Raw genomic sequence first — 18,826 nt, 5'->3', positions numbered from 1 at the left:
GCTATGTCCATGAAGCTGTTCGACGAGATACCCCGTGAGCGCCCGGCTACGCCGTTGCTCGATACCTTTGATCATCCCGCCGCCCTGCGCGCGATGTCGGCCGATCAGCTTGCGCAGCTGGCTGATGAACTGCGCGCCTACCTGCTGTACAGCGTAGGCGTCTCCGGCGGCCACTTCGGCGCGGGGCTGGGCGTGGTCGAGCTCAGCGTGGCGCTACACCACATTTACCATACGCCCCACGACCGGCTGGTGTGGGACGTCGGCCACCAGGCCTACCCGCACAAGGTGCTTACCGGCCGACGCGAGGCCATGCTGAGCATCCGCCAGCACGGCGGCCTGGCCGCGTTCCCCCGCCGAGCCGAGTCCGAGTACGACACCTTCGGCGTGGGCCACTCCAGCACCTCGATCTCCGCGGCGCTGGGCATGGCGCTGGCCGCCCGGGCCAGGGGCGATACGCGCCGGGTCTGCGCCATCATCGGCGACGGCGCGCTGACTGCGGGCATGGCGTTCGAGGCGCTGGCCCACGCCAGCCACGTCAACGCCAACCTGCTGGTGATTCTCAACGATAACGCAATGTCGATTTCGGAAAACGTCGGCGGGATGGCCACGTACCTGTCGCGGATCTTTTCCAGCGCGCCCTTTCTGAAGATGCGCGAAGAGAGCAAAAAGGTACTCTCGCACCTGCCCGGCGCGCTGGACATTGCCCGGCGCACCGAAGAGCACATGAAAGGCATGGTCAGCCCGGCCACGCTGTTCGAAGAAATGGGCTTCAACTACACAGGACCGGTGGACGGCCACGATCTGGACGGCCTGATCCAGACCCTTGACACCCTGAGCCGCGCTGAGGGCCCGCAGTTCCTGCATATCAAGACCTGCAAGGGCAAGGGTTTTCTACCCGCCGAGGCCGACCCCATCGGCTATCACGCCATCACCAAGCTGGAAAAGCCCGGCAGCACCGCCAGGGCCGAGGCCAGCCCTGCACCGCCGGCACCGGCCAAGCGCAAGTACTGCGCGGTGTTCGGCGAATGGCTGTGCGACATGGCGGCCGCCGATCCGCGCCTGCTCGGCATTACACCGGCCATGCGCGAAGGCTCGGACCTGGTGCGCTTTTCAAAGGAATACCCCGAGCGCTATTTCGACGTGGCCATTGCCGAGCAGCATGCGATAACGCTTGCCGCGGGCATGGCCTGCGAGGCGGCCAAACCGGTAGTGGCCATCTACTCCACCTTTCTCCAGCGCGGCTACGACCAGCTGATTCACGACGTGTCGGTACAGGCGCTGGACGTGACCTTCGCCATCGACCGCGCCGGGCTGGTGGGCGAAGACGGCCCGACTCATCACGGCAGCATGGATCTGTCCTTCTTGCGCTGCGTGCCGGGGATGGTTGTCCTTGCCCCGGCGGACGAAGCCGAATGCCGAGCCATGCTCAGCGCGGCCTATCATCACCCCGGCCCGGCCGCGGTGCGCTACCCGCGCGGCACCGGCCCCGGCGTGGCCGTGGCAGAAGATCTTGAGCCCATGGCCATCGGTCAGGCAGAGGTTCGCCGTAAAGCCGGCGACGACGCGCGGCCGCGCATCGCCCTGCTGGCGTTCGGCAGCATGAACGGCGCGGCCGCCGACGTAGCCGAAACGCTGGACGCTACCCACGTCAACATGCGCTCGGTGAAGCCCCTTGACCGCCACGCGGTACTTGACGCCGCCGCCGAGCATGATCTGCTGGTGACGCTGGAGGAAAACGTGGTGGCCGGCGGCGCGGGCAGTGCGGTCGGCGAGCTGCTGGCTGCCGAGCGTATCGACGCCGAGGTATTGCACCTGGGGCTGCCCGACGCCTTTGTGGAACACGGCACGCCGGCGGAGCTTCTGGCCGACTGCGGGCTCGACGCCGCCGGTATCGAACACGCTATTCGCCAGCGCCTGGCGGCGCGGGCATGAGCGCCCGGGGGCCCGGCTTTCCTCTATCCGTTAACTTCGCAACCCCAAGAGAGACGCCATGTTGATAATTACCCTGATCGGCGCCTTCATCGGCTACCAGCTGGGCGGCCCGCTCGGTCTTTTAATCGGCGGCGGGCTGGGCTACTGGCTGGTCAAGTATCTGCGCCGAAAAATGGTGGGCAAGCTGCTGGGAGCCCAGCAGCAGTTCCTGTCGTCCACCTTTGCGGTAATGGGCTGCGTGTGCAAGGCCGACGGCCGCGTGTCCGAAGACGAACTGGAGGCTTCGCGCCAGCTGTGGGACAAGCTGCGCCTGAGCGAAGAACAGCGGGCCCAGGCCCGGGCCGACTTCAACCGGGGCAAGAGCGAAGCGTTTGACCTCGACGCCGAAGTGGCCAAGGTGCGCCTGATGGCCGGCAGTCAGCCGGCTCTGCGCCAGCTGTTTTTGCAGGTACAGCTGACCGCCGTGGCCGCCGACGGCGAGCTGCACCCGGCCGAGCGCGAGGTCATCATGCGCGTGGTGCGCGGGCTTGGCTGTTCCGAGGCCGAAATTGCCCAGATAGAGGCCATGCTGCGCGGCGGTGCCCAGTCGGCGGCGCCCCAGGGACCTTCGCTCGAGGATGCCTACCAGGTACTTGGCGTTTCCAAGGACGCCAGCGACGCCGAGGTGAAAAAGGCCTACCGCAAGCTGATGAGCGAAAACCATCCCGACAAGCTTGCCTCCAAGGGGCTGCCCGAGAGCATGCGCGAAGTCGCCAAGGAGCGCACCGCGGAGATCGGCAGCGCCTACGAGCAGATACAGAAAGCCCGAGGCAACGGCTAAGCCGCACCCCGGCGCGCCGCGGGATCAGCCCTTGCGCTCGATATCCACGCCGCTGGCGGGCGTGAAGTCATCCAGCGCCATCATGTGGCCAAGCTTGCCCGCCTTGGTGGAGAGATAGCCTTCGTTGTGGGGATTGAGCCCCGTGGTCAGCGCCACCCGCTCGGTCACGTTGACGCCGTCCCGGGTCAGCGCGTCGACCTTGCGCGGGTTGTTGGTCATCAGCCTGAGCGCCTGCACGCCCAGGTGATCCAACATCGGCACGCAGAGGTCGTAACGGCGCATGTCGGCGCCGAACCCCAGCCGCTCGTTGGCCTCGACGGTATCGGCGCCTTCGTCCTGAAGGTGGTAGGCACGGATCTTGTTCAGAAGGCCAATGCCGCGCCCTTCCTGGCGCAGGTAGAGAAGCACTCCGCGGCCTTCCCCGGCTATACGCTTCAGCGCCTCCTGCAGCTGATAGCCGCAGTCACAGCGCATGGAAAACAGCGCGTCGCCGGTCAGGCATTCCGAATGCACCCGCCCGAGTACCGGCGTGTCGCTGCTCACATCGCCCAGGGTCAGCGCGACGTGATCTTTGCCCGTGGCCTCATCCTCGAAACCGTGCATGGTGAATGTCGCCCAGGGGGTGGGCAGCCGGGATGCGGCAATGAAGCGAATTGTCACAGGTTACCTCGATGGTCGAACATCCCGGCGGAAAGCGCGCCGAGGTGAGCTTTGCCGGGTTTGACAGCGTATTTCACCGCCGCTTGCCGCGGCAGCAACGGCGCCGCAGGACGGGTATAATCAGGACGGCATCGACAGGGCGCATGGCCACACGAGCGCCGGATGGTGGCACCCCAGTTTAGCAAAACACCTTCCATGCCATACAATCCATCTTACACCCTTGGCATGCCACTCAGGCAGGCTATTTTTTCAAGAGCTTGTATTCTATGACTTCTGCTTCCGCCGTTCAGGCTTCACCGCTCCATAACGATCGTTTATTGCGTGCGCTGGCGCGCCAGCCGGTGGATCGCACGCCGGTATGGATGATGCGCCAGGCCGGCCGCTATCTGCCCGAGTATCGCGCCAAGCGCGCCGAGGCGGGCAGCTTCATGGACCTGTGCCGCAATCAGGACCTGGCCTGCGAAGTAACGCTGCAGCCTCTTGAACGCTATCCGATGGATGCCGCGATCCTGTTCTCGGACATCCTCACCATTCCCGATGCCATGGATCTGGGGCTTTACTTCGTGACCGGCGAGGGGCCGAAGTTCAAAAAGACCGTGCGCACCCCCGAAGAGGTCGAGGCGCTGAAGGTTCCCGACGCCGAGCGCGATCTGGACTACGTCATGCGCGCGGTGTCCACCATCCGCGGCGAGCTCAACGGCCGGGTGCCGCTGATCGGCTTTTCCGGTAGCCCCTGGACGCTGGCCACCTACATGGTGGAAGGCAGCTCGAGCAAGGACTTCCGCCACGTCAAGGCGATGCTCTACGACACCCCGGACGCCATGCACCAGCTGCTCGACAAGCTCGCCCACGCGGTGACCGACTACCTCAACGCCCAGATCCGCGCCGGGGCCCAGGCAGTGCAGATTTTCGATACCTGGGGCGGGGCGCTCTCCACGCCGGCCTACCTGGAGTTCTCGCTACGCTATATGGAGCAGATCATCTCCGGGCTGATCCGCGAGCACGACGGCCGCCGAGTGCCGGTGATCATGTTCACCAAGAACGGCGGCCAGTGGCTGGAGCACATCTCCGCCGCCGGCGCCGACGGCGTGGGGCTGGACTGGTCCACCGAGCTGTCCGACGCCCGCAAGCGCGTGGGCCACCGGGTGGCGCTCCAGGGCAACCTCGACCCTAACGTGCTGTTTGCCCGCCCCAGCGCCATTCGCGCCGAGGTCGCGCGGATTCTGGAAAGCTACGGCCACGGACCGGGCCACGTGTTCAACCTGGGCCACGGCATCAGCCAGTTCACCGATCCGGACCACGTCACGGCGTTCATCGACTCGCTGCACGAGCTGAGCCCGCAGTATCATCGCGACATTCCCGCCCACCAGAACGCCTGATCGGCAGGCTTTCCGCCGCTTTGCTCAAGCGCCCTGCAGGCTCCGCGTTAGCGGGGCTGCGGGGCGTTTTCTTTCCCGCTTGCTTTCCGCCCTCTACTTTCTTTCCGGCCTCGACTTTGCCGCGCCGTTACTTTTCCACGAATGCCCGCTCGATGACGTAATCCCCGGGTTCTCCCATGCGCGGTGAAATCTTGAAGCCAAGCTCGTCGAGCAACGCGCTGGTATCGTCGAGCATGGCGGGGCTGCCGCAGATCATCGCGCGGTCCTGGCTGGGATCGAGTGGCGGCAGGCCGGCATCGGCGGTGAGCTTGCCGCTTCTGATATGGTCAGTCAGCCGCCCCTGGGTGTGGAAGGCTTCCCGGGTCACGGTGGGGTAATAGACCAGCTTTTCGCTGATTTCCTCCCCCAGGTATTCGTGTTCGGGCAGCTCCTGGGTGATGAAGTCGGCGTAGGCCAGCTCGGAAACGTAGCGCACGCCGTGCACCAGCACGATCTTGTCGTACAGATCGTAGACGTCCGGGTCCTGAATCAGGCTCATGTAAGGCGCCAGGCCGGTACCGGTAGAGAGCAGGTAGAGATTACGCCCGGGCAGCAGGTCGTCGGTGACCAGGGTGCCGGTGGGCTTGCGGCCAACCAGAATCTCGTCGCCGACTTCCAGGTGCTGCAGGCGCGAGGTCAGCGGACCGTTTTGCACCTTGATGCTGAAAAATTCGAGGTGCTCTTCATAGTGCGGGCTGGCGATGGAATAGGCCCGCACCAGCGGCTTGCCATCCACCTCCAGCCCGATCATGACAAACTGACCGGACTTGAAACGCAGGCTTGGCTCCCGGGTGGTGCGAAAGCTGAACAGCGTGTCGTTCCAGTGATGAACGCTCAGCACTTCAGCCTTGGCGAACTTGCTCATGGCGGCTCCTCTTTGACAATAGCGATGACGATGCCGACCGCCAGGCCGGCCATTCTGGCGGCCTACTTTACCACTGAGCGCAACGTTTCGCGTCCGCCGGAATGCGACAGGCAGGCGCAGGCTGAAAGGCGCGCTGCTCGGCCTAACCGCAGCAAAGAAAAAGCGCCGCGCGGTCGGACCTGCGCGGCGCTTGAGCTTGCTTGCTCTCAACAGGATTAAGCCATCACTGAAGGCCAGTGTGCCATCTTACAAAAGCATTTAACGAAGCTCGCTCACGGCCTCCTGAATATCTTCCACGGCGGCCTTGCTGAAGTTTTTGGTCAAGGTGTGGATAACCAGCTTTTGCGTCGCGGCATCGAGCTTTTCGCGCAGCAGCCCCAGGAATTTGGCCGGGGCAACGATCACCAGTTTTTCCATGCTGTTATCGATACGCGCCGAGTACAGGCGGTCGGCAACCTGCTTGGCAAACACTTCCCTGGCGTTCTCCAGCGCCGAGCCTTCATCCGACGAGCGCGCCGCGCTTGACGACGACTCGTGCACCGAGGCGCCGGGACTATCGGTAACCAAGTCGCCCTCGTGCAGCCGTCCTTCGGCATTCACCAGGTTTTCCTGCTCAACGAGCTTCAGCGCATCGCGGGTGAAGATGCGCGCACGCGCGGCGTCGGCTACCACAATATAGGTTGTCATCGTTGCACTTCCTCCTGTTCAACGGCGGGCTTCGACCCGGAACCTGCTTGTACGACTTCTTTACCATGGCAAGCGCTCCGAAGCAGGTCAATATTTGCCAAAGACACTTATACTGCGTCCTTGCCGGTCTCACCGGTACGGATACGAATCACCTGCTCCAGCGGCATGACAAAAATCTTGCCGTCGCCAATCTTGCCGGTATTGGCCACCTGGGTAATGGCTTCGATGACCTGCTCGGTGAGATCGTCATCCACTGCCACCTCCACTTTCACCTTGGGCAGAAAGTCCACCACGTACTCCGCGCCGCGATAGAGCTCGGTATGGCCTTTCTGACGCCCGAAGCCCTTGACCTCGGTGACGGTAATGCCTTGCACGCCGATGTCGGAGAGCGACTCGCGGACGTCATCAAGCTTGAACGGCTTGATAATCGCAGAAATCAGTTTCATGGCAGTATCCTTCAACGCAACGTTGGATATATGGAAGCACGAGGCAGGGCTACCCCGGCGGCAAATTACGTTTAAGCATACACTGCCATCGGCCGCGAAGAAAAAATGTGGCTACCGCAGGTATCCGAGGTTTTCTGCATGCGTATTGGCGGCAGGTTGCGTATCCTGCGGGGAGGGGCACCGTTATTTTGGAACACAAGGAGAATGCCATGGCCGCTCAAGATCGCATCAGCCAGCTTGCCCAGCAAATCGGCGACCGCCTGCAGAACGCCTCCCAGGCGCCTGAGGACATTCACAAGGGCGTACAGCAGGCAGTGCGCGGCGCGTTCGATCGCCTGGAGCTGGTCTCCCGTGAGGACTTCGACATCCTGATGGACGTGCTTCAGCGCACTCGCGCCCGGGTAGAAGCGCTGGAAAGCCAGGTCGCCGCGCTGGAAGCCGCCGTCGATCCCGACGCCCAGACCGAGAGCTCCGGGCAAGGCCAGGAACCAGCCGACACCTTTCCCCGAGCCGATGACGGCCCGGCGGCAGGCAGCGATCGCCAGGCGTAGCCCATGCTACTTGGCGTCGCGGCAAGCGCAGAAAAACACTTTTAGCCAACACCCGCCACCAGCGAGGGAACGCCATGACGCTTGCGATTGTTGCCACCCGGGCGGGGTTGGGGCTTGAAGCACCGCCGGTTCAGGTGGAGGTCCACCTGGCCAACGGCCTGCCGGGGCTTACCCTGGTGGGCCTGCCCGAGGCGGCGGTCAAGGAAAGCCGCGAACGGGTGCGCAGCGCGCTGGTCAACGCCGGCTTTGACTTTCCCAATACCCGGCGTATTACCCTGAACCTCGCCCCGGCGGACTTGCCCAAGGAAGGCGGGCGTTTTGATCTGCCCATTGCGCTGGGCATTCTTGCCGCCTCGGGGCAGCTGCCGGTGGAGTCCCTTGAAGGCATCGAGTGCGCCGGCGAACTGGCGCTGGACGGCACGCTGCGCGCCGTGCCCGGCGTGCTGCCCCTGGCCCTTGCCACCCGGGCCGCCGGGAAGCGGCTGATCATTCCTCGTGAATGCGCCGATGAAGCGGCCCTTGCCGGGCAGGACTTGACCGTGCTGCCGGCGGACTCGCTGTGGGAAGTCGTCGCCCATCTGCTTGACCAGGCGCGCATCGCTCCACACCGGCTATCGGCGCCGCCCGTCGCCACCGAGCCCCTGGCCGACCTTGCCGAGGTGCGCGGCCAGCAGCAGGCCCGGCGGGCGCTGGAAGTCGCCGCGGCCGGCGGCCATAATTTATTGTTTGCCGGCCCGCCCGGTACCGGCAAGACAATGCTGGCCAGCCGCCTGCCGGGTATTCTGCCGCCGCTTTCCGATGATGACGCCCTGGCCGTGGCCGCGGTGCGCTCGGTCTGCGGATTACCGCTGGAAAAGCACTGGGGCCAGCGGCCGTTTCGCCAGCCCCATCACAGCGCCAGCGCCGCCGCGCTGGTGGGCGGCGGCTCCAAACCCAGGCCCGGCGAAATTTCGCTTGCCCACCACGGCGTCCTCTTTCTCGACGAGCTGCCGGAGTTCTCCCGCCACGTGCTGGAGGTGCTTCGCCAGCCGCTGGAAACCGGAGAAATCCACCTGGCCCGGGCCAGCCACGAGCGCCGCTATCCGGCCAGCTTCCAGCTGGTCGCCGCCATGAATCCCTGCCCCTGCGGGCACCTGGGCGACCCGCGCACCCGCTGCCAGTGCAGCCAAAGCCAGATACAGCGCTATCAGGCCCGGCTTTCCGGCCCGCTTTTGGACCGCATCGACCTGCAGGTGGAAGTGCCCGCGCTGCCGCCGGAACAGCTCACCGCCCAGACCCGGGGCGAGTCGTCCTTCGAGGTCCGCCAGCGCGTGCTCGCCGCCCGTCAACGCCAGCAGGCGCGCGGGGCGCTCAATAGTCGGCTTTCCGGCGAGGCGCTGGAACTCGCCTGCGCGCTGGACGCCGAGGAGCGCGCCTGGCTGGCCGGCGTGCTGGAGAAACTGCGCCTTTCGGCGCGTGCCTACCACCGGGTGCTGCGCGTGGCATTGACGCTTGCCGATCTGGAAGGCGCGCCCAAACCCGTTAAGGCGCACTTCATTGAAGCCATCGGCTATCGCCAGCTCGATCGCCTGCTGAAGGGTGGCTAAAGTCGTAAGCAGTCCGGCTTTTCCCTGCCTTGACCGGCTTACCCCGGGTGGCTAGGCTTGACTCGTTATTTGACCAATAGGTCAGGAAATGGCGAAAGCCTCGCCGCTATCCGATAACGATACCTCCAGCCATCTCGGCCCAGGCAGCAATAACGCTCATTGCAACGACTCAAGCCACAACGGCTCAAGCCACAACAACAAACAGGTAGGGGTATGAACGAGACAACCGCTCGCGCCAACGAGGCGCTCAACACGAGTCCCGACCGTCTGTCATTCCTGGACCGTTTCTTCAACGTGTCCAAACGCGGCTCCAGCGTCAAAACCGAAATCCTTGCCGGTCTGGCCACCTTTCTGGCCGGGATGTACATCATCGTGGTCAACCCCGCGGTGCTCAACGATGCGGGTATTCCCTTTTCTGCCGCTTTGTCGGCTACGGTAATCATCAGCTTCATGGGCAGCCTGGCGATGGCGTTTTACGCCCGTAACCCCATTCTGGTCGCTCCCGGGATGGGCATGAACGCGCTGTTTACCTACACTCTGGTGCTGGGCGCGGGTCTTAGCTGGGAGGTGGCGCTTGGCTGCGTGTTCTGGTCCGGGGTGATCTTTGCGGTGCTGGCGCTATTCAACGTGCGCAAGGCCGTGATCGAAGCAATTCCGTCGTCGCTGCGCTATGCGATCACCTGCGGCATCGGGCTTTTTATCACCTTTGTCGGGCTGCAAAACGCCGGCTTTATCGTCGGCAGCGACGCTACCATCGTCACGCTTGGCAACATGGATGCCCACCTGGCGACGTTTTTTCTGGGGCTGATTGCCACCGCGGTCTTCGTCATCCTGCGCTTCAACGGCGCGCTCGTCATGGGCATTGCCCTGACCACCCTGGTTGCCGCGCCCATGGGCCGGCTGTGGGGCGACGAGGTGCTGGTCGCCTGGACGGGTCTTGCCGCCTGGCCGGACTTCAGCGCGGTGATGAAAGTGGATATTCTGGGGGCGCTGAAAGTCGCCTACCTGCCGTTCATCTTTGTCATGCTGTTCACCAACTTCTTCGACGCCATGTCGTGCTTCATGGCGCTGTCGGAAGCCGCTCCCGAGCTCAAGGACGAAGACGGCAACCCGCGCAACCTCAAGCGCTCCATGACGGTGGACGCCTTTTCCTCGATGATCGCCGCGCCGCTGGGCACCAGCGCCGCCCAGACGTTCGTGGAATCCGGCGCCGGGGTGGCCCAGGGCGGCCGTACCGGGCTGGTAGCGCTGGTGATCGCGTTTCTGTTCCTGCCGTTTCTGTTTCTCTCACCGCTGCTGTCGCTGGTGCCGGGCATCGCCACCGCGCCGGCGCTGGTCATGGTGGGGCTTTTCATGATGGCGCCGATCAGCAAGGTGGAATGGGAGCGCTTTGATCAGGCCTTCCCGGCGTTTCTCGCCATCATCCTGATGCCGCTGACCTATTCGATCACGCTGGGGATCGCCTTCGGCTTCATCAGCTTTGTGCTGATCAAGGTGCTCACCGGGCGCCTGGAAGAAATCAAGCCGGCCATGTGGGTTACCGCGGCGCTGTCCCTGGTCATGCTGCTCACCGCCCAGTAAGCCAGGCGCAAGTCAGCGATCTGCCGCCTGGAGAGCTTCGGGCGGCGTCTCCACGGCGGCCGGGCGCTTGATGCCACATCCCTTGATGACCACCCGGATCAGAAACTGCGTGATGTCTTCCAGATCCTCGTCGTCAAGCGTCGCGCGGCCGGTAATGCCCAGCACCTGGGCCTCAAAGTCGGCGTAGTGCTGGGTTGACGACCAGATGAGGAAAATCAGCCACACCGGATCCACCGGGTCCATCAGGCCCCGATCGGCCCACTGGCGAAGCACCGCCGCGCGGTTTTCCACCCATTCGCGCAGCTCGCCCTGGAGATAGTCCTGCAAGAACGGCGCACCGCCGAGGATTTCGCTGGCAAACAGCCGCGAGCCTGCGGGATGGCTCTGGGACAGCCGGATCTTGGCGCGGATGAAGGCCGAGATGACCTCGACCGGGTCGTCCTCCGGGGAGATGCTGTCCAGAATCGCGTTCCAGCGCGTCATCATACGCTCCAGCAGGCGCACATAAAGCTTGCGCTTGCTGCCCATGTAGTAAAGCACGTTGGACTTGGGCAGCCCGGCCTGCCGGGCGATTTCCTGCAGGCTGGCGCCGCGGTAGCCGTGGCGTGAAAAAACGCCCTCGGCGGCCTGCAAAATCGCCTGCTCGTTGCGCCGGCGGATGGCGCCGGCCTCCTGTTCAGGGGGGAAATCAGCCTTGGCCATGGGCCCTCGCTTTCTCGTCAGCGCACACAGCGGCACGCGTAGGCAAAGCTGAATCTTGCCTGAAATGCCGCCGCCAAGGCAATTCCCCCGCGGCGGAGGCGGGGCCGCCGCCGGCGCTGAGCCGTTGGCGATTAGACAAAAGTGGCAGAACAAAACGACTTGATAAAGCTGACCATGTGGTCAAGAATCAAAGTCATCCCGACGCGCGGCCAGCCGCCCACTTCATCACGACAACGACAGCCGGGCCACGACAATGACAACCGGAGCCGACCATGATTGACTTTTACCTCAACGGCAAGCGCCAGCGCCTGGAAGGCGTCAGCGCCGACACCAGCATTCTGGAGCTATTGCGCGAACAGCTTGGCCAGACCGGCACCAAGGAAGGCTGCGCCACCGGCGACTGCGGCGCCTGCACCGTCGCCATCGGCGAAGCCGACGCCGGCGGCGAGATCCGCTACCACAGCGCCAACGCCTGCGTCACGCCGGCGCACCAGCTAAGCGGCTGCCATCTGGTCACGGTAGAAGGACTGGCCGACGACGAGCGCCTGCATCCGGCCCAGGCGGCGATGGTCGAGTGCCACGGCAGCCAGTGCGGCTTTTGCACCCCGGGCATTGTCATGTCGCTTTTCACTCTGTATGAAGACCAGCAAAAGCACCCGGCCCCGCTGACCCAGCAGCGCCTGGAAGGGGTGCTTGGCGGCAACCTCTGCCGCTGCACCGGCTACCGCCCGATCCGCGATGCCGCCCTCACCATGCAGGATCACCCCAAAGCCACGCCCGCCTGGGCGGCGGACGCCTCGCTTGGCACCAACGTGGCAGCGCTGGCCAAGGACGTGGGCAGCAACGAAGGCCATACCGACAACCGTCATGCCGACATCGGCAAGGCCCCGGGCTACGCCATGCCTCGTGATATCGCCTCTCTGCGCGAGCTCAAGGCTAAACGCCCAGAGGCACGCCTGGTAGCCGGCGGCACCGACCTGTGGCTGGAAACTACCCAGCAGGTAAAGGACTTCACGGACATCATCGACGTGCGCCGGGTCGCCGAACTCACCGCGATCGAGGAAGTTGACACCGGCTGGTGGATCGGCGCTTCGGTAACGCTGACGCGGCTAATGCCGCTTTTGGCAGAGCCCTATCCGGCATTCGAGCACATGATGCACCGCTTTGCAGGCTCCCAGATCCGCAACCGCGCCACCCTGGGCGGCAACATTGCCAACGCCTCGCCCATCGGCGATACCCCGCCGACGCTACTGGCGCTGGACGCCCGCCTGCGGCTGGACGGCCCCCGGGGCAGCCGGGAGCTTCCGCTCGAGGACTTCTTCCTCGACTACAAGAAAATCGCCATGGACGCCGACGAGTTCATCGCCGCGGTATTTCTCCCGCGCCCCGCGGCCGGGCAACAGCTCAAGGTGTGGAAGCTGTCCAAGCGCCGGGAAGACGATATTTCCGCGGTGCTGGGCGCCTTTTCCTGGCGCCTGGAAGACGGCGCGATGCGCGATGTCCGCCTCGCCTTTGGCGGCATGGCGGCCATTCCCCGCCGGGCGCCCACCGCCGAGGCGGCCCTTGAAGGCAGCCGCCCGGACGCCGCCGCCTTTGCCCACGCCCGGGCGGCGCTGGCCAAGGAGCTGACGCCCATGTCGGACATGCGCGGCAGCGCCGACTACCGCACCCTTGCCGCCGGCAACCTGCTGGAACGGCTGCGCCTGATGATCGACGCCGAATCCCGCAGCGCCAGCAACGATAGCCATGGCCTTAACAGCAGCCATAACAACAACACAGCGACCAAGGTGACCCTCGATGCGTACGCTCACTGATATCGACCTTCCCCGCGATACCCGGCATCGCAACCAGGGCGATGCCCCCGTCGCCCGCGACGCCGTGGTCAGCCAGGGCGGCGCCGGCAGCGCCCGCCCCCACGAAAGCGCGGTGAAGCACGTTACCGGCCGGGCTGCCTACATCGACGACCTGACCACGCCGGTGCGCACTCTGCACGTCATGGTCGGCCAGTCGCCGGCGGCCCACGGCCGCCTCACGCGGCTGGAACTTGACAAGGTGAGAGCATTTCCCGGCGTCGTGGACGTGATCAGCCTTGACGACGTGCCCGGGCATACCGACATCGGCCCGGTGTTTCCCGGCGACCCCATCTTTGCCCATGACGAAATCAGCTACGCCGGTCAGAGCCTCTTTGCCGTGGCCGCGGAGAGCTACAAGATCGCCCGCCAGGCGGTCAAGGCCGCGGTCGTGGAAATCGACGAGCAGCCGGCAAACCTGGACCCGGTGGCCGCCGCCGAGCGCGAAGAGCTGGTGCGCCCCACCCACGTTCACGAGCGCGGCGACTGGCAGGCTGCCCTCGACGGCTCACCCCACGTCCTCGAAGGCACCCAGTTCGTCGGCGGCCAGGAGCACTTCTACCTGGAAGGCCAGGCCTGCCTGGTCGAGCCCACCGAAGACGAAGGCGTGCTCGTGCATACGTCCAATCAGCACCCCAGCGAGACGCAAAAGCTCGTGGCCGAGGTGCTGGGCATTCCCTTCCACGCGGTGACGGTGTCCAACCGGCGCATGGGCGGCGGCTTCGGCGGCAAGGAAACCCAGGCCTCGCCCTGGGCGTGCATCGCCGCGATCATCGCCCGGCGCACCGGACGGGCGGCCAAGGTGCGCCTGCCCCGAGCCGACGACACCCGCGGCACCGGCAAGCGCCATCCCTTCCACAACGCCTACAGGCTCGGCTTTGACGAGCGCGGCGTCCTCACCGGCGGCGATATCGACATCGTCGGCGACTGCGGCTACTCGCCGGACCTGTCCGAGGCCGTAGTGGACCGCGCCATGTTCCACGCCGACAACGCCTACTCGCTGGGCGACGCCCGGGTCACCGGCAAGCGCGCCAAAACCCACACCGCTTCCAACACCGCGTTTCGCGGTTTTGGCGGCCCCCAGGGCGTGATGATCATCGAGCGCGCCATGGACGACATTGCCCGCTACGTCGGCGAAGACCCGCTCACCGTGCGCAAGCGCAACCTCTACCGCGACGCCGACCCCGACGGCACCCCGCGCAACGTCACCCACTACGGCCAGCGGGTGGAGCAGATTCCGCTCTTGCACGACGTCATCAGCCAGCTGGAGGAAAGCAGCGACTACTGGAATCGGCGCCGGGAGATCACTCGCTTCAACGCCCAAAGTCCGATCGTCAAGCGCGGCCTGGCGCTGACGCCGGTGAAGTTCGGCATCTCGTTCACCGCCCAGCACCTCAACCAGGCGGGCGCGCTGCTGCACGTCTACACCGACGGCAGCGTGATGATCAACCACGGCGGCACCGAGATGGGCCAGGGGCTGCACACCAAGATCTGCCAGGTGGTGGCGCGCGAGCTGGGGCTCGACCTGGACAAGGTACGCATTACCGCTACCCGCACCGACAAGGTGCCCAACACCTCGCCCACCGCGGCCTCGAGCGGCGCCGATCTGAACGGCATGGCTGCCAGGGATGCTGCCAGCAAGCTGCGCGAGCGGCTGTTCGACTTTGCCTCCGCCCACTTTGACCACGCCGCCGGCGGGCTCGACCGCGAAACCATGCGCCTGGAGCACGGCGAACTGATCGCCGGCATCGGCGCCGACGAGCATCGCATCAGCTGGGGCGAGCTGGTACAGGCCGCCTACTTCGGGCGCATTTCGCTGTCGGAAAAAGGTTTCTACGCCACGCCGCTGATCCACTACGACCGCGCCACCGGCCGGGGTCGCCCCTTCTACTACTACGCCCACGGCGCCGCGGTGTCCGAGGTGGAAGTGGACATGCTCTCCGGCGAATACCGCGTCAGCCGCGTGGACATCCTCCACGACGTCGGCGACTCGCTGAACCCGGCCATCGACATCGGCCAGGTCGAGGGCGGCTTCATCCAGGCCATGGGCTGGATGACCAGCGAAGAGCTCAAGTGGAACGACAAGGGCCAGCTGACCACCGTCGGGCCTTCCACCTACAACATCCCGACCTTTGGCGACACGCCGGAGACGTTCAACGTCAAGCTCATGGAAGGCCACCCCAACTCCCAGGCCAGCATCTATCGCTCCAAGGCCGTGGGCGAGCCGCCCTTCGTGCTGGGTATCTCGGTGTGGTCGGCGCTGCGCGACGCCCTGGCAAGCCTGGTGGACTATCGCTTCTGCCCGGTGCTGGACACCCCGGCCACCCCCGAGCGCGTGCTGATGGCGGCCGAAACCCTGCGCCAGCAGGCCGACAGCAAAAACGCGAGGCCCAACCATGAGCCCGCATGACGTCTGGCACGGCGCCCTTGATCGCCTCCAGCGCGAAGCCCGCCCCCATGCGCTGGCAAGCGTGGTGGGGGTGGCGGGCTCCACCCCCCGGGAGCCGGGCACCAAGATGGTGATTACGCCGGACACCGTCCACGATACCCTGGGCGGCGGCCACTTCGAGTGGCAGGTGATGGAAACCGCCCGGGAAGCGTTGGCCGCGGGCGAAAGCGGCACCCGGCTGGAAGCCTTTCCGCTGGGCGGGCGCAGCGGCCAGTGCTGCGGCGGCTACGTCCACGTCATGCTCGAGCTTTTTGCCGGCGCCGAGATGCAGGTGGCGCTGTTCGGTGCGGGCAACGTCGGCCGCGAGCTGGCCGACCTGATAGCACCGCTGCCCTGGCAGCTGCTGTGGCATGACAGCCGGGCCGACATCTTCCCCGACACCCCGGGCAATGAACGCCAGCGGCGCCGTCATATCGTCCCCGGCAGCGACGGCAAGCCCGACGTGGCCGAGGCCGTTGCCGGGCTGCCGCCGGGCTGCCACGCGCTGGTGATGACTCAGGACCACGGCGAAGACCGCGCCATTGTCGATGCCCTGCTGCGCCGGGGCGACTGCGCCTCTATAGGACTGATCGGCTCGCGCTCCAAGTGGGCAAGCTTTCGCCGCCGGCTGGCCGATGCCGGCCACGGCGACGAGGCCCTTGCCGGCGTGCGCTGCCCCATCGGCGTGGCCGGCGCCCACGGCAAGCGGCCGTATGAAATTGCGCTTGCGGTCATGGCCGAGCTTCTGACCTTCAAGCCCGCCGAGACGCCGGCAGACCGGCGCGGCGTGGCCCCGGAAACCCTGCGCGCGGCGTTTCACCCGGTAGCCAAAAGCCCCCAGAAAAAGTCGCAGCAAAGGCTAGGGCCTGTTGACGTTTCACATTGGTAGCCATAAAAAGCCGCATGCCAAGGCCACCATGCTTTCGTAATTTCGTTTGAGCTTATCGTAGCGCGTCGCAATGGCGCGATACGGTTTCAATCGAGCAAAGGCATTCTCAACCAGATGCCGGTAGCGATATAACCCTCTGTCCAGATTGGCATTTCCTTTTTTCGAGTTACGCCTGCGTGGAATGACGGCAGCCATTCCTTTGGCTTCGACCTGCTCACGGATACGTTCACTGTCATAGCCTTTGTCAGCCACCAGCGCGTCACCTGCCGGCAAACCGTCAATCAATGCCTGGGCTTCCGTGCTGTCGTGCACTTCACCCCCGGTTATTCTGAAGGCGATCGGCAACCCATAAGCATCCACGGCCAAGTGGATCTTGCTGGTATTGCCTGCACGACTTTTGCCAATGGCTTCTGCATCTTCCGTGGCAGCCCCAGTGCTATCTTGGTGAGCCTTGACGTAGGAACCATCAATAAATAGCCACTCGACATCAGGATCTTCCACCAGAGAGCTGAAAAGCCTCATCAGCTTTCCACTCGCTGACCAGGCGTTGAAGCGCTTGTAGACCGTGTTCCAGGGGCCAAACGCCTCCGGTAGGTCCCGCCACGGGCAGCCGGTTCGCATCCGATAAAGGATGCCTTCCACCGTGGTACGCAGATCGGTCTTGTCATAAATACCTTGTTGAAGCAGGATAGATTTCAGCTTCGGCCAGTGTTCATCCGTGAGCATTTGTCGGGGCATGGCAGGCTTGCAGTTTGTTGGCTTAGGAACCTTTATTCTGTGAGCTTGCCCCTATCCTGCCAATACCCCTGCCATGAAACGTCAACAGACCCTAGCATGACAACACATCACCTGGGCGCTGAAACACCTGCTTGAGTGGGAAATGGGATGGACCCGTCCTTCTGTGCCAAGCTGGATATAACATCTAGCCAGCAGTGCACAGAACACTGACGGCATCGGTGAAGGAGGATCCATCCATGAAACAGATTAGCATTATAGGCATTGACCTGGCGAAACACGTTTTTCAACTGCATGCCGTGGATGCGCACGGTCACAAAGTATTCAGCAAGCAAGTCCGGCGAGAGAAGTTACGCTTGACGCTGGCCCAAATTCCGCCTTGCCACGTCGCCATGGAAGCGTGCGGCTCCGCTCATTACTGGGCGAGAGACATTGGCACGCTGGGCCATGAGGCCGAGCTACTGCCACCGCAGGCGGTCAAGCCCTTCGTGCTGGGCCACAAGAACGATGCGCGCGATGCCGCGGCTATCGCCGAGGCTGCGGCGCGCCCGGCCACGCCTCGAGTGACGATCAAGACGGAAGCACAACAGTCCCTGCAAGCAGTGCACCGAGTACGCAGTCGGTTAGTGCGCGAACGCACCGCCGTCGGCAACGAGCTGCGCGGCCTGCTGGGCGAGTTTGGTCTAATCGTGTCGCAGGGGCACGCGGTGATACGCCAGGGCGTTATTCGTGAGCGGCTGGACGAGCAACGGGCGCGGCTGGGGGAAGAACTCTACACCCTGCTGAACGACCTGCTCGATCAATGGCTCGAGAACGATGCCCGGATCGCGCGCTATGACAAGCGTCTGCAGCGTCTGGCCAGGGCATCAGATGACATGCAGCGGCTGATGAGTCTGCCCGGCATCGGCCCGATCAATGCGACGCTGTTGTTCAGCCATCTGGGCGATCCGGCGCGATTCCCCAACGGACGTCAGTTCAGCGCCTCGTTGGGGCTAGTGCCACGCCAGCATTCCAGCGGGGGTCGCAACCAGTTGATGGGGATCACCAAACGCGGCAATGGCGAGGTTCGAAAGCAGTTGGTGCACGGTGCCCGCGCGGCATTACGCCAGTTCCAACGTCAGGAACATCCCGACCGGCTGTCCCGTTGGGCCTGCTCGTTAGCGGCGCGTCTTGGGCAACGCAAGGCCATTGTGGCCCTGGCGAACAAGATGGCGCGGATTTGCTGGTCGCTATTGGCCCATGAACGGCGCTATCAGCCACAGGAGGCCGCTTGATGATACCGAACAAACAGGGAATATAGCTTAGCATGCGATAAGTTACCCAACCCCGAGGTTGCGCAGGCGAGATGCTTCGATGGCATAACGGGTCAGACCGGCTTTCTGTCACTCTGTAAAGTGCGCAGGCCCATCACGAGGCCGAGTGGGAGATCAGAGCAGAGAGCGCGTATTCCATCAGGGCCAGGCACGGCAAGTGCCATCAATAGGCCGGATATAAGCGTGCAGTCCTCACTCTTATGCGTTGTTGCTTCTGGCTTGCACAACAGGACGGGTCCATATAAGCGCAATTTATTGCGCGAATGCTGTATTGAGGCAGCGCCTTCGCGGACCAAAGTCCGCTCCCGCCACAGGTTATCGAAAAATAGTGCCAGTTTTCACGACAATGGTGCCCGGCAAAAG

16 protein-coding genes are annotated in these 18,826 nt (G+C 64.4%); 10 read left to right on the top strand and 6 right to left on the bottom strand.

Going from position 1 to position 18,826, the window contains the following annotated elements:
• Window positions 1–3 precede the first annotated feature (3 nt).
• Together dxs and djlA are read left to right on the top strand one after the other, a co-directional pair.
• Window positions 4–1,932 carry a 1-deoxy-D-xylulose-5-phosphate synthase gene (dxs, locus tag P1P91_RS01890; RefSeq protein ID WP_311884140.1) on the top strand — a complete coding sequence of 643 codons (1,929 nt, stop codon included), beginning with the start codon at window positions 4–6 and terminating at the stop codon, window positions 1,930–1,932.
• A gap of 58 nt (window positions 1,933–1,990) precedes the next feature.
• On the top strand, window positions 1,991–2,752 hold the full coding sequence (djlA, locus tag P1P91_RS01885) for a co-chaperone DjlA (RefSeq protein WP_311884139.1): 762 nt from the start codon (window positions 1,991–1,993) through the stop codon (window positions 2,750–2,752).
• 24 nt (window positions 2,753–2,776) lie between these two features.
• On the opposite strand, the gene ribA is transcribed toward djlA, so the two are convergent.
• Window positions 2,777–3,412 carry a GTP cyclohydrolase II gene (gene ribA / locus P1P91_RS01880; RefSeq protein WP_311884138.1) on the bottom strand — a complete coding sequence of 212 codons (636 nt, stop codon included), beginning with the start codon at window positions 3,410–3,412 and terminating at the stop codon, window positions 2,777–2,779.
• A 266-nt stretch (window positions 3,413–3,678) separates the two neighbouring features.
• Here ribA and hemE point away from each other — a divergent pair, with 266 nt between their 5' ends.
• Window positions 3,679–4,791, top strand: a complete 1,113-nt coding sequence (gene hemE / locus P1P91_RS01875) for a uroporphyrinogen decarboxylase (protein WP_311884136.1) — start codon at window positions 3,679–3,681, stop codon at window positions 4,789–4,791.
• A 127-nt stretch (window positions 4,792–4,918) separates the two neighbouring features.
• Here the strand turns inward: hemE and P1P91_RS01870 are convergent, their stop codons facing one another.
• The 3 genes from P1P91_RS01870 to glnK all read right to left on the bottom strand — a co-directional run bounded on the left by P1P91_RS01870 (window position 4,919) and on the right by glnK (window position 6,828).
• A complete protein-coding gene (locus P1P91_RS01870; protein ID WP_311884134.1) occupies window positions 4,919–5,695 on the bottom strand; it encodes a ferredoxin--NADP reductase in 777 nt (258 codons plus the stop codon).
• Window positions 5,696–5,953: 258 nt separating this feature from the next.
• Window positions 5,954–6,382, bottom strand: coding sequence for a host attachment protein (locus P1P91_RS01865; protein WP_311884132.1), 429 nt, complete (start codon window positions 6,380–6,382; stop codon window positions 5,954–5,956).
• Between the two features lie 107 nt (window positions 6,383–6,489).
• Complete coding sequence (glnK, locus tag P1P91_RS01860) at window positions 6,490–6,828, bottom strand: P-II family nitrogen regulator (RefSeq protein ID WP_311884130.1); 339 nt, start codon at window positions 6,826–6,828, stop codon at window positions 6,490–6,492.
• Between the two features lie 209 nt (window positions 6,829–7,037).
• On the opposite strand from glnK, the gene P1P91_RS01855 reads away from it, so the two are divergent.
• The 3 genes from P1P91_RS01855 (at window position 7,038) to P1P91_RS01845 (ending at window position 10,546) form a co-directional block, all read left to right on the top strand.
• Window positions 7,038–7,379: an accessory factor UbiK family protein gene (locus P1P91_RS01855; RefSeq protein ID WP_311884128.1), complete on the top strand. Its 342-nt coding sequence runs from the start codon at window positions 7,038–7,040 to the stop codon at window positions 7,377–7,379.
• A 74-nt stretch (window positions 7,380–7,453) separates the two neighbouring features.
• Window positions 7,454–8,965: a YifB family Mg chelatase-like AAA ATPase gene (locus P1P91_RS01850; protein ID WP_311884126.1), complete on the top strand. Its 1,512-nt coding sequence runs from the start codon at window positions 7,454–7,456 to the stop codon at window positions 8,963–8,965.
• Window positions 8,966–9,178: 213 nt separating this feature from the next.
• Complete coding sequence (locus P1P91_RS01845) at window positions 9,179–10,546, top strand: NCS2 family permease (RefSeq protein WP_311884125.1); 1,368 nt, start codon at window positions 9,179–9,181, stop codon at window positions 10,544–10,546.
• 12 nt (window positions 10,547–10,558) lie between these two features.
• Here the strand turns inward: P1P91_RS01845 and P1P91_RS01840 are convergent, their stop codons facing one another.
• Window positions 10,559–11,248, bottom strand: coding sequence for a TetR/AcrR family transcriptional regulator (locus P1P91_RS01840; RefSeq protein WP_311884124.1), 690 nt, complete (start codon window positions 11,246–11,248; stop codon window positions 10,559–10,561).
• A gap of 272 nt (window positions 11,249–11,520) precedes the next feature.
• On the opposite strand from P1P91_RS01840, the gene xdhA reads away from it, so the two are divergent.
• From xdhA to xdhC, 3 genes are read left to right on the top strand one after another with little or no spacing between them, the layout of a single operon-like run.
• Window positions 11,521–13,062 (top strand): xanthine dehydrogenase small subunit, encoded by a 1,542-nt coding sequence (xdhA, locus tag P1P91_RS01835; protein WP_311884123.1) that lies wholly within the window; start codon window positions 11,521–11,523, stop codon window positions 13,060–13,062.
• Entirely contained in the window at window positions 13,046–15,508 is a 2,463-nt protein-coding gene (gene xdhB, locus P1P91_RS01830) for a xanthine dehydrogenase molybdopterin binding subunit (protein WP_311884121.1), read from the top strand. The genes xdhA and xdhB overlap by 17 nt, the downstream gene beginning before the upstream one ends.
• On the top strand, window positions 15,495–16,415 hold the full coding sequence (xdhC, locus tag P1P91_RS01825) for a xanthine dehydrogenase accessory protein XdhC (protein ID WP_311884120.1): 921 nt from the start codon (window positions 15,495–15,497) through the stop codon (window positions 16,413–16,415). Before xdhB ends, xdhC begins: the two co-directional genes overlap by 14 nt.
• On the opposite strand, the gene P1P91_RS01820 is transcribed toward xdhC, so the two are convergent.
• A complete protein-coding gene (locus P1P91_RS01820; RefSeq protein ID WP_311884118.1) occupies window positions 16,404–17,153 on the bottom strand; it encodes an IS5 family transposase in 750 nt (249 codons plus the stop codon). The two genes, xdhC and P1P91_RS01820, sit on opposite strands and share 12 nt — an antisense overlap.
• 236 nt (window positions 17,154–17,389) lie before the next feature.
• Between P1P91_RS01820 and P1P91_RS01815 the strand changes: the two genes are divergently transcribed.
• A complete protein-coding gene (locus tag P1P91_RS01815; RefSeq protein WP_311882018.1) occupies window positions 17,390–18,424 on the top strand; it encodes an IS110 family RNA-guided transposase in 1,035 nt (344 codons plus the stop codon).
• Window positions 18,425–18,826: the final 402 nt, after the last annotated feature.

This window comes from Halomonas piscis, from assembly GCF_031886125.1.
Classification (GTDB): Bacteria; Pseudomonadota; Gammaproteobacteria; order Pseudomonadales; family Halomonadaceae; genus Vreelandella; species Vreelandella piscis.
The sequence above is the reverse complement of the archived record's forward strand: the minus strand, read 5'-3'. Positions and strand labels throughout refer to the sequence as shown.